Source organism: Micromonospora sp. DT227 (genome assembly GCF_049841835.1).
Taxonomy (GTDB): Bacteria; Actinomycetota; Actinomycetes; order Mycobacteriales; family Micromonosporaceae; genus Micromonospora.
Genome location: NZ_JBNCLA010000005.1, coordinates 389,070 through 402,254 on the forward strand (window position 1 = coordinate 389,070; position 13,185 = coordinate 402,254).

The window sequence follows — 13,185 nt, forward strand, 5'->3', positions numbered from 1 at the left end:
AGGGGAGTGGCAGCGGTGACGCTGACCATCGGAGTCGACGTCGGTGGCACGAAGGTGGCCGGCGGTGTCGTGGACGACACCGGCGCGGTACTCGTGCAGACGCGACGGGACACCCCCGCCGACGACGTGGCCAAGACCCGGGACGTCATCATCGAGGTGGTCACGGAGCTGACCTCCGGCCGGACCGTCGAGGCGGTCGGCATCGGCGCGGCCGGCTGGATCGACGCCACCCGCTCCACCGTGCTCTTCGCGCCCAACCTGGCCTGGCGGGACGAGCCGCTGCGCGAGTACGTCAGCAACGCCACCGGGCTGCCGGTGATCGTGGAGAACGACGGGAACGTGGCCGCCTGGGCGGAGTTCCGCTACGGCGCGGCCCGGGACGCCGACGACTCGATGGTCATGTTCACCATCGGCACCGGCGTCGGCGGCGGCATCGTGCTCGGCGGTGAGCTGGTCCGCGGCGCCAACGGCATCGCCGCCGAGCTGGGGCACATGCTCACCGTGCCGGACGGCCACCAGTGCGGCTGCGGCCGGCTCGGCTGCATCGAGCAGTACGCCAGCGGCAGCGCGCTGGTCCGCTTCGCCCGCGCCGCGGCCCGGCAGGAACCGCACCGGGCCACCGCGCTGCTGAAGCTGGCCGACGGCGAGGCGGAGGCGATCACCGGTCCGATGGTGACCGCCGCGGCCAAGGACGGCGACCCGGTCTCCACCGAGGCGTTCGCCCAGGTCGGGCGCTGGCTCGGCACCAGCCTCGCGGACATGGCGCAGATCCTGGACCCGCAGGTGCTGGTGGTCGGCGGTGGCGTGATCGACGCCGGCGACCTGCTGCTCGGCCCGACCCGGCGGTCGTTCACCGACGCGCTGGCCCAGCGCAGCCGCCTGCCCGTCGCCGAGGTGCGCCCGGCCGAGCTGGGCAACACCGCCGGCGTGATCGGCGCCGCCGACCTGGCCCGGAGGATCTGACGTGTCGGGTGTGCCGCTGCGGGTGCTGTCCTACAACGTCCACAGCCAGCGCGACGACACCGCCGCGCTGGCCGAGGTGGTCCGCGAGGCCGCGCCGGACGTGGTGATCGTCCAGGAGGGGCCGCGCCGGTTCCGGTGGCGGCAGAAGTGCGCCACGCTGGCCGACTCGTTCGGCCTGGTGGTCGCCGCCGGCGGCCTGCCGTCGCTGGGCAACCTGCTGCTGACCAGCCTCCGGGTACGGGTCACCGAGACCCGGTGCACGCGCTACCCGCTGACGCCGGGCCGGCACCTGCGCGGGGCCGCGTACGCGCGGTGCCGGGTGGGTGGCGTCGACTTCCTGCTGGCCGGCTCGCACCTGTCCACCGACCCGGCGGAGCGGCCGGCCCAGGCGGCGGCGTTCAAGCGGGAGCTGGCCGCGTCCCCGCTGCCGGTGGTGGCCGGCGCCGACCTCAACGAGGGGCCGGACGGACCGGCCTGGCGGACCGTGGCCGAGGGGCTGACCGACACCGCGGTCGCCGCCGACCGGGCCGACCGGCACACGTTCTCCTGCGCCGATCCCCGGCACCGCATCGACGCGCTCTTCGTCGACCCGCGGATCACCGTGGTCGACTACGACGTGGTGGACACGCCGCGGACCCGCCGGGCCAGCGACCACTTCCCGGTCCTGGTCGACCTGCTGCTGCCCGCCGCCGGCTGACCGCCGCGGCGGCCGGACCGGTGGTCCGGGGCGAAATCCGGCCGGTGGCCCGCTCCGGTCCGACCGTGGCTCGGGCCGGCAGACGGGGCTCGGAGCGGGTGCGTTGGTGGTCGCGACCCGGCCGTGACGGAACGTGAGGTGTCGGCGGCCGGGGTGGCCGACCTGTCGGCGCCTTTGCTCTGCAGCCGCATAAGCATCGGCTACCCAGGGTGATCGACGTGACACGGCTCGTCGTCGCGGCCCTTCGGTACCTGACCAGCTCACGGCCGTGCTGCGTTCGTGGCTGCAGAGCAAAGGCGTCGGACCGACAGGACCGCCGCGCCGCGCGGCGCTCACCGTGCGTGAAGAGGTGGGCGGTCACCCAGTGTCAGGCGGTCCGCCCGGGTGAGCCGTGCCGACTTCCGGGCGGCTGGACAACGGCGGGCATTCTCGGCAGGATTTCGCACCGACCCGGCACGCGTGCCGCACAAAGGAGATTTCCCGGTGTCCTCCTCCACCGATCTCGGCCGCCCCGAACCGGACCCCGCGGCCGTCCCGAGCCGGGACGACCGCCCGGTCTCCGACCGGGGCGACACGGTCTGCGTCATCGGCGCCGGTGCCAGCGGGCTGACCGCCGTCAAGAACCTCCGCGAGGCCGGCTTCGGCGTGGACTGCTACGAGCGGGAGACCGGCGTCGGCGGGGCGTGGAACTGGCGGCACGACCGCAGTCCGGTCTACGGCAGCACACACCTCATCTCGTCCCGCCCGTTCACCCAGTTCCCGGACTTCCCGATGCCGGACGACTGGCCGGACTACCCGCACCACAGCCAGCTGCTGTCCTACTTCGAGCGCTACGCCGACCACTTCGACCTGCGCCAGCACGTCTGGTTCGGCACCGAGGTGGTCCGGGTCGAGCCGGTCGAGGGGGACCGGTGGGACGTGACCACCCGCAGCACCGGCGGCTACGGCCCGGAGCGCACCTCCCGCTACGCCGGCGTGGTGCTGGCCAACGGCCACAACTGGTCGCCCAAGCTGCCCCAGTACGAAGGGCTGGCGGAGTTCCGGGGCGAGGTCATGCACGCCTCGTCCTACAAGGACCCGGCCCAGTTACGCGGCAAGCGGGTGCTGGTGGTCGGCGCCGGCAACACCGGCTGTGACATCGCGGTCGAGGCGGCCCAGCAGGCGTCCCACTGCTGGCACTCCACCCGGCGCGGCTACTGGTACGCCCCCAAGTACGTCCTCGGCCGCCCGGCCGACCAGGTCAACGACACGTTGCTGGCGCTGCGGGTGCCGCTGCGGGTGCGGCAGTGGCTCTACCACTGGACGCTGCGGCTGACCGTCGGCGACCTGACCCGGTTCGGCCTGCCGAAGCCCGACCACCGGGTGTACGAGACGCACCCGATCGCCAACAGCCAACTCGTGTACTACGTCGGGCACGGCGAGATCACCCCGGTGCCGGACGTGACCCGCTTCCACGACCGCACCGTCGAGCTGAGCGACGGCCGGCGGATCGACCCGGAACTGGTCGTCTTCGCCACCGGGTACCTGCCGCGCTTCGAGTTCCTGCACGGCCGGGTGCTCGGCGACGAGGACGGCTCCGGCCGGCCCCGCCTGTGGCTGAACGCGTTCACCGCCGGTCATCCCACGCTGGCCGTGGTCGGCCTGGTGCAGCCGGACTCCGGCATCTTCACCATCTCGCACTGGCAGAGCGTGCTCTTCGCCCGGCTGCTCACCCTGCGCATCGCCCGGCCGGAGCGGGTCGCCGCGTTCGACCGCCGGGTCCGTGCCGGCCTCGGCGAGCGGTACTCGGCAAAGGTCAAGGACAGCACCCGGCACTGGTTCGAGGTCGGGCACGCCGACTACCTGCGCGCGTTGCAGCGTGCCCTGCACGAGCTGGAGGACGACAAATGACCAGCGAGCGGGTGCGGGTGGTCCGGGCCTGGGAGTGGGCCCGGCCGGAGCGGCCGGTACGCCGCGAGGTGCTGGCCGCGCTGCCCGAGCAGGATGAGGCCAAGCCGCCGCTGCTGTTCGTGCCCGGCTTCGGCCACGGCGCGTGGGCGTTCGCCGAACACTGGCTGGGCCACGCCGCCGGTCGCGGCTTCCCGGCGTACGCGCTGAGCCTGCGCGGGCACGGCGACAGCGAGCCGGCGCCGGACGCGACGCTGCGCGCGTACACCCATGACGTGACGCAGGTGGCGGCGAGCCTGCCGCGGCAGGCGGTGCTGGTGGGGCACGGCGCCGGCGCCCGGGTGGTGGCGCATGCGATGTCCCGCTACCCGGCGCGGGCCGCGGTGCTGGTGGCGCCGGTGCTCGGCGGCTGGGGGACGTTCGGCGCGGCGCTGCGGCGCAACCCGGCCGGCACGGTGCCGGCGGTCTTCGGCGCCGGGCTGCGGCTCAACCGGCGGCAACTGTTCAGCCGGGAACTGCCCGACGCCGACGCGCGCCGGCACATGGCGCGGCTCGGCCGGGCCGGCCGCCGCGCGCAGTGGCAACTGCTCACCGGCCGGCAGCCGGAGCCGGCGGTGGGCCGGCCGCCGGTGCTGGTGCTCGGCAGTCCCGACGACCGGGTGCTGCCGGCGACGGCGCTCACCCGGGCGGCCCGCCGGTACGCCTCGGCCCCGCTGCTCTTCCCCGGCATGGGTCACGACCTGATGCTCGACGCCCGCTGGCGGGAGCCGATCGACGCGGTCCTGGACTGGCTGGACAAGGACCCGGCGCCCACCCCGGGCTGAGCGCCGGGCGCCGGGTCACCGCAGGGTGGCCCGGCGGCCGACAAGCGACCCGCTCTCCTCCAGCGCGCTCAGGTAGGACGCCGCCCAGGCGTGGATGTCGTTGTGCGCCAGGTGCTCCCGCATCGCGCGCATCCGGGCCGCGACGTCCTCCGGGCCGGCCCGCAGCGCGGCGAGCAGCCCCTGCTTGAGCCCGTCCAGGTCGTGCGGGTTCACCAGGTACGCCTGTTCCAGCTCGGCGGCCGCGCCGGCGAACTCGCTGAGCAGCAGCGCGCCGGTGCCGTCCACCCGGGCCGCCACGTACTCCTTCGCCACCAGGTTCATCCCGTCGCGCAGCGGCGTCACCGCCATCACGTCGGCGACCCGGTAGAGCGCCACCAGCTCGGCCCGGTCGAAGGGCTGGGTGAGGTAGTGGATCGCCGGCTCACCGACCCGGCCGAACTCGCCGTTGATTCGCCCCACCTGGTGCTCCACCCGGTCGCGCAGGATCTGGTACTGCGCGACCCGGTCCCGGCTGGGCACCGCCACCTGCACCAGCACGGTGTCCCGCACCTTGACGTCGCCGCTGGCCAGCAGTTCCCGGTACGCCTTGAGGCGCTGTTCGATGCCCTTGGTGTAGTCCATCCGGTCGACGCTGAGGATCACCTGCTCGGGCTGGCCGAGATCCTGCCGGAGCCGACGGGCCCGCTCGGCCACCTCGGGTCGGGCGGCGAGCGCGGACATCTCGGCGGTGTCGATGGCGACCGGGAACGCGCCGATGCGCACCACCCGGTCGTCGACGCCGATCCGCCGGTCGCTCGCGGACAGGCCGAGCACCTTGGCGGCGAGCTGGGCGAAGTTGTGCGCGGCCTGGGCCCGCTGGAAACCGATCAGGTCGGCGCCGAGCATCCCGCGCAGCAGCTCGGCCCGGCGGGGGAGCTGCATGAACAGCTCCGGCGGGGGGAACGGCACGTGCAGGAAGAAACCGATCCGTAGGTCCGGGCGGAGCGCGCGGAGCATCCCGGGCACCAGTTGCAGGTGGTAGTCCTGCACCCAGACCAGCCCGCTCGGCTCGGCCACCTCGGCGGCGGCCTCGGCGAACCGCTGGTTGACCCGCTGGTACGCCTCCCACCAGCGGCGGTGGTACTCCGGCTGCTCGACCGCGTCGTGGTAGAGCGGCCAGAGGGTGGCGTTGGCGAAGCCCTCGTAGTGGTCGCGGAAGTCCTCGGCGCTCAGCGGGACGCTGCGCATCCGGACACCGTCCACGTCGGGCAGGGCGGGTGCCGGGCCGGTGCCGCCGGCCCAACCCACCCAGGTCGCGGGCGTGTGCCGGAGCAGGGGGTGCAGGGCGCTCACCAGGCCGCCAGGGCTGCGGCGCCACTCGAAGGCGCCGTCCGGCGCCACACTGTCGTCGATGGGGAGGCGGTTGGCCACCACCACGAGGGGGCTCTGTCGCATCTCGGGCAATCCGCTCAGCAGGGGTACCGGCCACCGGAGAAAGCGCAAACCGGACAGCCGGTGCGGGACGTGACGTTCAGCGGTATTCCTACTGACCGTAAGTTACACCCCTGTTACCGGATCGCCGCGGGGCGTACCGCGTCCCGCGATCCGGGCAACCGCCGCGGCGGCTCAGACGACCGCGCCGTCGTCCGGGTCGTGGTCGTCCCGGTCGCCCGGGCGCAGCCGCCAGATCAGCATCACGAAACCGGCCAGGATGCCGGTGAAGCCGAGCACGGTCACCACCGACGGGTCGACGAGCGACATCACGGTCGGCGAGAGGAAGAACAGGAACCCGACCACGATGCAGAGCACGCCCAGCACCGCGTACTTCGAGAAGCGCGGCAACGGCGGCGGCGGAGGCGGGGTGTAGTGCTCCTCCTCCGCGTCCCCCGGCAGGTCGGCGCCGAACGTGTCCAACCCGTCCAGCAGGGACGGCTCGTCGTGCCGACCGCGGCTCAGCGAGATGCCGGACACGTCCGCGGCGTAGGGCAGCCGGCGCACGTCCGTGGCGGTCGGCCCGGCCGGCTCCTCGGCGCGGCCGGCGGCGGCGCCGCCCGGCGCGGCCGGGTCGTCGACGTCCTCGGCGGCCGGCCAGGGGTGACTGCCGGCGGCCGGCGCGGTGTGGAAACCCGCCACGATCTTGGCCCACTCGGCCTCGATGTCGGGCTCGTCGGCGCGGGACGGCTCGGCCCCCTCGTCGGCGAGCTGGGTGAGGTAGTCCCGGGCGGTGGTGAGGTGGGACCGGTCGACGTAGAGCCGGTCGACCGGTCGGGCCGGCACCGTGGTGGTGCGGGTCACCGGGTTGAGGTCGGCGGAGGGCTGGAGGTAGGCGGCGATGCCGCCGGCGGCCAGCACGTCGAGCAGGTGCTCACCGACGCGCGGATCCACGTCGCCCGCGACCGCGTACTCGGCCGCGTCGAGCCCGTTGTCCCGCCGCCCTCGACGGGCCCCGCCCCCTGACACCGGCCACCCCCTTCGCCACGGCCTGACGTCGTGCCCTGAATCCTGACACGTCGGAGGCCGGTTCCGGGAGTGCGTTGTGGCGCGGCGTACGTGGTTCGTACCCTCGTCCCGCACGATCCCGCGTGTCGCCACCTCTCCCGGAAGGACCCCGGTGCTGTACTGGCTGCTGAAGTACATCATCCTCGGCCCGTTGCTGCGGTTGGTCTTCCGCCCGCAGGTCGAGGGGCTGGAGCACGTGCCGGCCACCGGCCCGGTGATCCTGGCCAGCAATCACCTCTCGTTCTCCGACTCGATCTTCACACCGTTGATCGTCAAGCGAAAAGTCACCTTCATCGCGAAAGCCGAATACTTCACCGGCAAGGGCCTCAAGGGGTGGCTGACCAAGATGTTCTTCGTCGGCTCCGGCACCATCCCGGTCGACCGCTCCGGCGGCCAGGCCGCCCGGGCGGCCCTCGACACCCAGCTCCGGGTGCTGCGCGCCGGGGGCATCGCCGGCATCTACCCGGAGGGCACCCGGTCCCCGGACGGCCGGCTCTACCGGGGCAAGACCGGGGTGGCCCGGCTCGCGCTGGCCAGCGGCGCCCCGGTGGTCCCGATGGCCATGCTCAACTCCGACGCCATCCAACCCACCGGCCAGATCGTGCCCAACCTGGGTCGGGTCCGGATCCGCTTCGGCCCGCCGCTGGACTTCTCCCGCTACGCCGGCCTGGCCGGCGACCGGTTCGTCGAGCGGGCGGTCACCGACGAGATCATGTACGAGTTGATGGAGCTGTCCGGTCGCGAGTACGTCGACACGTACGCGCAGAAGGCGAAGAACCCGCCCCGGCAGCCGGTCCCCGCCTGACGCTCAACCCGCCCCGGCGACCCGGAGCAGGCCGGCGGCGGCGTGCCGGTCCGCGAACACGCGTACCCGGGCCAGCGTCGCCGCCGCGGCCGGCGGATCCGCCTCGGCCAGCGGTCCCACCGCCAGCGCGGAGGCGATCATCTGGTCGGTGACGTCGGTCATCGCCGCGTAGTCCGCCGCCGCGGTGGTGAACAGCCGGCCCGCCCGGGCGGCGTCCCCGTCGCGCCGGGCCAGCGCCGCGTCGGCGGACCGCCCGGCCGCGCGCGCCCAGCGGGTGGCGCGCGGCGCGCGGCCCAGCAGGTCGCGCACCAGCACCGCCGCGTCGCCGCCGAGCAGGCCGGCGACGTGACCGATCGCCGGCACCCACTCGGCGAACGGGATCATCCGGGTCCGCCGCCAGTCCTCGTCCAGCTCGGCGAGCAACGCCAGCGCCTCGTCCCGCCGACCCTGCACGGCACGGCAGAGCGCGGCGTGCGCCACGGTGGACCGCAGCACCCGGTGGAAGCCGCTGCGCCGGGCCGCGACCAGCGCCTGGTCCACCAGGTCCGGGGCGGCGTCGCCGTCGTCCGGGTCGTCGCCGAGCGCCCGGATCCAGCCGGAGACCGCCACGATGTGCAGGTCCCACTCGTCGGTCGGCCGCCGCGTGGACCCCTCGGCCATCCGCAGCGCGGCGGTCCAGTCCCCGCGGTAGTACGAGCGGGCCCACTGGTCGCTGAAGCTGGCCGTCAGGCCGTGCTCGTCGGCGAGGTCGAGCGAGCGCTGCTCGTCGACCAGACGGGCCGAGCCGGCCAGGTCCCCCTCCTCCTGCAACGCCCAGGCCAGGTTGTGCACCGCGCGGCGGCGGCTGGTGAGCCGTTCCACCCGGCACTCCTCGGTGACCTCGGCCAGCTCGGCGTACGCCGCCTCGGCACCGGCCTGGTAGCGGGCGACCGCCAGCGTGATCCGGGCGTTGGCCCGCGCCTCGCGCAGCTCCAGCCGTTCGGCCAGCTCGGCGGCGCTGCGCGCGGCGGCGCAGGCCGGCTCGGTCTCCGCGTCGAGCATGTGCGCCCGAGCCAGCTCCAGCAGCGCGCCGACCTTGTCCTCGCTGTCCGGCAGCTCGGCGTGCAGCCGGATCGCCCGGTCCAGGCAGCGCCGCGTCTCCGACCGGTCGGCCCGGGCCCAGGCGGCGGTGGACAGCAGCCGCCACGCCTTCGCCGCGCCGGGCAGGTCGCCGGCGTCGGCCAGCCGCCCGGCCAGGCCGGTGAGGAGTTCCGCGCCGCCGTCGACCAGGAAGCCGTCGCGGTCGGTGTAGAACGCCAGCTCGGCCTGGAACAGCTCCAGCGCCGGGTCCGGCCCGCACTCGACACTGAGCGCGCGGGCGACAAGCGTGGCCGCGGTCTCCAGCGCGTGCAGCTCGTACGCCCGGCGGGCGGCCCGGTGCAGCGCGGACCGGGTGGCGACGGCGTACGGCGCCTGGTCCAGCCCCACCGTCCGGGCGATCTCGTGCGCCGCCCACCGGTGGTTGGCCAGCACCTCGGCCAGGTCGTGCTGCCGGCCGTCGGCGAGCTGTTCCAGCCAGTCGGCGGCGCGTTGGTGCCGGACGACCCGCTCCGCGCGGGGCAGTCGCTGGTAGCAGACGTCCCGGACCAGCACGTGCCGGAAGCGGTACTCCGACTGGCCGGGCATGGTCGAGACCGGCAGCTCGAAGACCAGGTCGCGGCGCTGGAGGCGGTGCAGCGCCCGCCCCACCCACTCCGCCGGCCGGCCCAGGGCCAGCGCCACCGGCGCGGCCCAGAACTGCACGCCGACCACCGAGGCGGCCTGGAGCACCGCGCGGTCCGCCGGGTCGAGCAGGTCCAACCGGTTGGCGATGACCGCCTGGACGGTACGCGGCATCCCGGCGCCCGCGGCCGGATCGAGCCGCCCGACGCCGGCCGAGCGCTCGACCAGCCCGCCGTCGAGCAGCATCCGGGCGTACTCCTGGGCGTAGAGCGGGTTGCCGTCGGCGAACTCGATCAACGGCGCGCGGGCCTCGCTGGGCAGCGTGGCCTGGCCGAGCAGCAGCGAGTAGAGCGTGTCGATGTCCCCGTCGTGCATCGGCGGCACCGAGATGGACATCGCGCCGCTGATCGTCCCGGTCCAGGCCGGGTGCCGCTCGCGCAGCTCCGGCCGGGCGGTCGCGACGACCAGCAGCGGCACGTTGCGGGCCGCCGCGCCGAGCTGCTCGACGAAGGAGAGCATCGCCTCGTCCGCCCAGTGCATGTCCTCGAAGACGAGCACGGTGGGACCGGTCGCGGCCAGCGCCAGCAGGAAGCGCCGCCACGCCGCCTCGGTCTCGGCCGAGGTGAGCCGCTCGCCGGAGACGCCGACGAGCGGGCCGAGCGCCTCGGCGAGCCGGACCGCGTGCGGCTCGGCGAGCCGGCCCAGGCGCTCGCGCAGGCGCTCCCGGGTGCCGGCCGGGTCGTCGGCGCCGGTCAGCCCGGCCCAGCTGCGGACGATGTCGGCGAGCGCGGCGTAGGTGACGTTCTCGCCGAACGGCGGGCACTGGCCGGTCAGCCAGGTGACCCGCGCGCCGGGCAGGTTCGCCGCGTGCCGGGCCAGCTCGCGCAGCAGCCGGCTCTTGCCCACCCCGGCCGGGCCGAACACGGTCAGCAGTTGGGAGGTGCGCTCGGTGACGGTGCGGTGCAGCGCGCTGACCAGCAGTCCCCGCTCGTGGTCCCGGTCGACCATCGGGGTCAGCTCGGCGCCCTGCCCGTCGCGCCGGGGCCGGGCCCGCACCGCCAGCCAGATCCGGCTCACCGCCGACCGGCCGCGCAACGTCACCGGGGGCTGGTCGGCGTACTCCATCTCGCGTCGGGTGGCGGACCAGGTGCTCTCGTCGACCACCACGCCGCCGGTCGGGGCCAGCGCCTGCAACCGGCTCGCGGTGTTGACCACGTCGCCGGTGACGAAGGCCTGCCCGCCGTCGCGCGCCGCGGCCAGGTCGACAAGGGCCTCGCCGGTGGCGATGCCGACCCGGAAACCGAGCGGCGGGTGCGGGCCGGCCGGCTGCTTGGCCAGGCTCCGTTGCAGCTCCAGACCGGCGCGTACGCAGCGCAGCGCGTCGTTGTCGGTCGCCACCGGCGCCCCGAACAGTGCCATCACCGCGTCGCCGATGTACTTCTCCACCACGCCGCCGTACTGGTGCACCAGCCGGCGTACCGTGGCGAAGTAGACCTGTTGCAGGCCGCGGGCCTGTTCCGGGTCGGCCCGCTCGGCGTACGTGGTGAAGTCGACGATGTCGATGAAGAGCACGCTGACCTGCCGGCGGTCCTCCTGCACCGCGATCGCGTGGTCGCGCAGCGGCTGGCCGCAACTGGTGCAGAAGTTGGTGCCGACGTCGTTGGCGTGCCCGCAGCCCGGACAGGCCGCCGCGAGCGGCCGGCCGCACCCGCCGCAGAAGCGGTCGTCCGGCCCGGCGGTCCGGGCGCAGTGTCCACAGGTGAGGTCGATGTCCGGCTCCGTACGCGTGAGGTCCCCATTGTCCCGCGCGGTCGGCCAGTCGGGTACCCGACGGGTCGGCGGGACGTCGCGGCTGTTCGGCCGGGTCTAGTCTCCCCTAGCAGGAAGTCCCGTCGACAGGGAGAGTGCCGTGCACGTCCGGCTTTCCGCCTCATGGACCGATCCACGGGGGACGGTGTGGGCCTCGGGCGACACGGTCGACGTGGACGCCGTCACACTCGCCGAACTGGAGGAAAAAGGCATGGTGGAGCAGCCCACGGGCACCGGATCGACCGAGACCACGACGACCACCACGACCACGCCGCCGAAGAAGACCGACCCGTCGAAGATCGGGCCCGGCCCGAGCGCGCCGCCGGCGGACACCAAGGACAACTGACGCGGCACGACGGTGCCATCGGGTGGGGTCCGGCGGGTGACCGCCGGGCCCCGCCGTCGTCCGGCGGGCCCGTTCGTCGTCCGGCTCCCGGCTGTCGTCCGCCTGCCGGCTGCCGGCCCTGGTCGGGCTAGCGGTCGCTCATGCCGGCGCGGCGGCGCAGCGCGGCCACGTCGGTGACCACGATGCGGCGCCCCTCGGTGCGCAGCCAGCCGCGGCTGGCGAACGAGCCGATGGCCTGGTTGACGCTCTGCCGCGAGCCGCCGGCCATCTCGGCGAGCTGGCTCTGGTTCAGCTCGATCGTGATCATCGGGGCCTGGCTCTCGCCGGCCAGCCGGACCAGCGTCTTGGCCACCCGGCCGGGCAGGTCGAGGAAGACGTGGTCGGCGTTCTGCTCGGTGAGTCGGCGGATGAGCTGGCCGAGCGAGCGCATCACCGCGTCCAGGATGCGCGGGTTGGAGTGCACCAGCTCCATGAAGGCGGGCCGGGACAGCGCCAGCGCGGCGCAGTCCTCGATCGCCTCCGCCGAGGCCGACCGGGTCGAGGCGTCCAGCAGGGAGACCTCGCCGAGCACGTCCGGGGGTCGGATCACCGACAGTACGGCGCGTTCGCCGGTGGGCGCGGTGCGGAACACCGCCACCGCGCCGCGACGCAGCACGATCAGCGACTCGCCCGGGTCGTTCTCGACGAAGAGGAGCTGGCCCTTGCGGTACGTGCGCGGCACGGCCGCGGCGATGACCCGCTGCCGCACCTCCGGCTCCAGCCCGGCGAACATCTCCACGCCCGTGAGCGCGTCACCCGGCTCCGGCAGGCGAGACTCCACGGCTCAACCCCTCCCCGGTCAGAAGTCACCAGCTCGCACACCGGGTGAAGCGGTCAGTCCCGGTACGAGGCAGTTCAACCGGTTCGGCGCCCGACGGCGGTACACATCAGATCATGACGCGCCGGTAGCGTGCTGTACACCCCCGGAGACACTTCCGTGACCATGGCCGGCCGGGTGGCCGGTCCGCGCCGACCTCGGTGGACGCCCCGGCGACGGCCCGGCGGAGCCGATGGGCGAGGATGGGACCGATGGTCTACCGCTACTTCTACGACTGCGAATTCATCGAGGACGGCCGCACCGTCGACCTGGTGTCGATCGGCGTCGTCGACGAGTACGGCCGCGAGTTCTACGCGGTCTCCACCGAGTTCGACGACTCCCGGGCGGTGCCCTGGGTGCGGCGCAACGTGCTGGACAAGCTCCCCTCGCCGGCCGACCGGGCCTGGCGTTCCCGGGAGCGGATCCGGGACGACCTGCACGAGTTCCTGTTGGCCCCGGTGCGGGACCGCCCGGGGGAGCAGTTGGAGCTGTGGGCCTGGTACGCCGCGTACGACCACGTGGTGCTGGCCCAGCTCTGGGGCGCCATGCCGGCGCTGCCCCGGGAGATCCCCCGGTTCACCAAGGAGCTGCGGCAACTCTGGGACGACCGGGGCCGGCCGCGGCTGCCGGAGGCCGAGGCCGGCCGGCACGACGCGCTCGTCGACGCCCGGCACAACCTGGCCCGCTGGCGGGCGATGACCACGCGCTGAGCGCAGGCCCAGTCGGCACCGCATGAGCGAACGCACCGAGCGCAGCGAGGGCCGTGAGCGCATGCCCAGTTGGCACGGCAGGTTTGACCCGTTCTGCCCGGGGCACCGG

At 74.3% G+C, this 13,185-nt stretch carries 11 protein-coding genes; 7 read left to right on the top strand and 4 right to left on the bottom strand.

Features of this window, described 5'->3' with window-relative positions:
- Positions 1–15 precede the first annotated feature (15 nt).
- The 4 genes from ACLQ2W_RS19945 (at position 16) to ACLQ2W_RS19960 (ending at position 4,371) form a co-directional block, all read left to right on the top strand.
- Positions 16–963, top strand: a complete 948-nt coding sequence (locus ACLQ2W_RS19945) for an ROK family glucokinase (protein WP_425787716.1) — start codon at positions 16–18, stop codon at positions 961–963.
- A gap of 1 nt (position 964) precedes the next feature.
- The gene (locus ACLQ2W_RS19950) at positions 965–1,660 is read left to right on the top strand and encodes an endonuclease/exonuclease/phosphatase family protein (RefSeq protein WP_425787717.1); all 696 of its coding nucleotides are present in this window, start codon (positions 965–967) and stop codon (positions 1,658–1,660) included.
- Between the two features lie 483 nt (positions 1,661–2,143).
- Complete coding sequence (locus ACLQ2W_RS19955; RefSeq protein ID WP_425787718.1) at positions 2,144–3,550, top strand: flavin-containing monooxygenase; 1,407 nt, start codon at positions 2,144–2,146, stop codon at positions 3,548–3,550.
- Positions 3,547–4,371 (top strand): alpha/beta hydrolase, encoded by an 825-nt coding sequence (locus tag ACLQ2W_RS19960; protein ID WP_425787719.1) that lies wholly within the window; start codon positions 3,547–3,549, stop codon positions 4,369–4,371. Before ACLQ2W_RS19955 ends, ACLQ2W_RS19960 begins: the two co-directional genes overlap by 4 nt.
- 15 nt (positions 4,372–4,386) lie before the next feature.
- Here ACLQ2W_RS19960 and ACLQ2W_RS19965 read toward each other — a convergent pair whose 3' ends face one another.
- Together ACLQ2W_RS19965 and ACLQ2W_RS19970 are read right to left on the bottom strand one after the other, a co-directional pair.
- The gene (locus ACLQ2W_RS19965) at positions 4,387–5,805 is read right to left on the bottom strand and encodes an alpha,alpha-trehalose-phosphate synthase (UDP-forming) (protein ID WP_425787720.1); all 1,419 of its coding nucleotides are present in this window, start codon (positions 5,803–5,805) and stop codon (positions 4,387–4,389) included.
- 171 nt (positions 5,806–5,976) lie between these two features.
- A complete protein-coding gene (locus tag ACLQ2W_RS19970) occupies positions 5,977–6,810 on the bottom strand; it encodes a DUF308 domain-containing protein (protein WP_405090571.1) in 834 nt (277 codons plus the stop codon).
- Between the two features lie 151 nt (positions 6,811–6,961).
- On the opposite strand from ACLQ2W_RS19970, the gene ACLQ2W_RS19975 reads away from it, so the two are divergent.
- Entirely contained in the window at positions 6,962–7,654 is a 693-nt protein-coding gene (locus tag ACLQ2W_RS19975) for a lysophospholipid acyltransferase family protein (protein ID WP_396771359.1), read from the top strand.
- Between the two features lie 3 nt (positions 7,655–7,657).
- Here the strand turns inward: ACLQ2W_RS19975 and ACLQ2W_RS19980 are convergent, their stop codons facing one another.
- On the bottom strand, positions 7,658–11,125 hold the full coding sequence (locus ACLQ2W_RS19980; protein ID WP_425787881.1) for an ATP-binding protein: 3,468 nt from the start codon (positions 11,123–11,125) through the stop codon (positions 7,658–7,660).
- A 211-nt stretch (positions 11,126–11,336) separates the two neighbouring features.
- Here ACLQ2W_RS19980 and ACLQ2W_RS19985 point away from each other — a divergent pair, with 211 nt between their 5' ends.
- Complete coding sequence (locus tag ACLQ2W_RS19985) at positions 11,337–11,510, top strand: hypothetical protein (protein ID WP_405090570.1); 174 nt, start codon at positions 11,337–11,339, stop codon at positions 11,508–11,510.
- A gap of 127 nt (positions 11,511–11,637) precedes the next feature.
- Here the strand turns inward: ACLQ2W_RS19985 and ACLQ2W_RS19990 are convergent, their stop codons facing one another.
- Positions 11,638–12,330: a Crp/Fnr family transcriptional regulator gene (locus tag ACLQ2W_RS19990; RefSeq protein WP_091059444.1), complete on the bottom strand. Its 693-nt coding sequence runs from the start codon at positions 12,328–12,330 to the stop codon at positions 11,638–11,640.
- Positions 12,331–12,578: 248 nt separating this feature from the next.
- Between ACLQ2W_RS19990 and ACLQ2W_RS19995 the strand changes: the two genes are divergently transcribed.
- Positions 12,579–13,076: a polyadenylate-specific 3'-exoribonuclease AS gene (locus ACLQ2W_RS19995; protein WP_281936680.1), complete on the top strand. Its 498-nt coding sequence runs from the start codon at positions 12,579–12,581 to the stop codon at positions 13,074–13,076.
- Positions 13,077–13,185 lie beyond the last annotated feature (109 nt).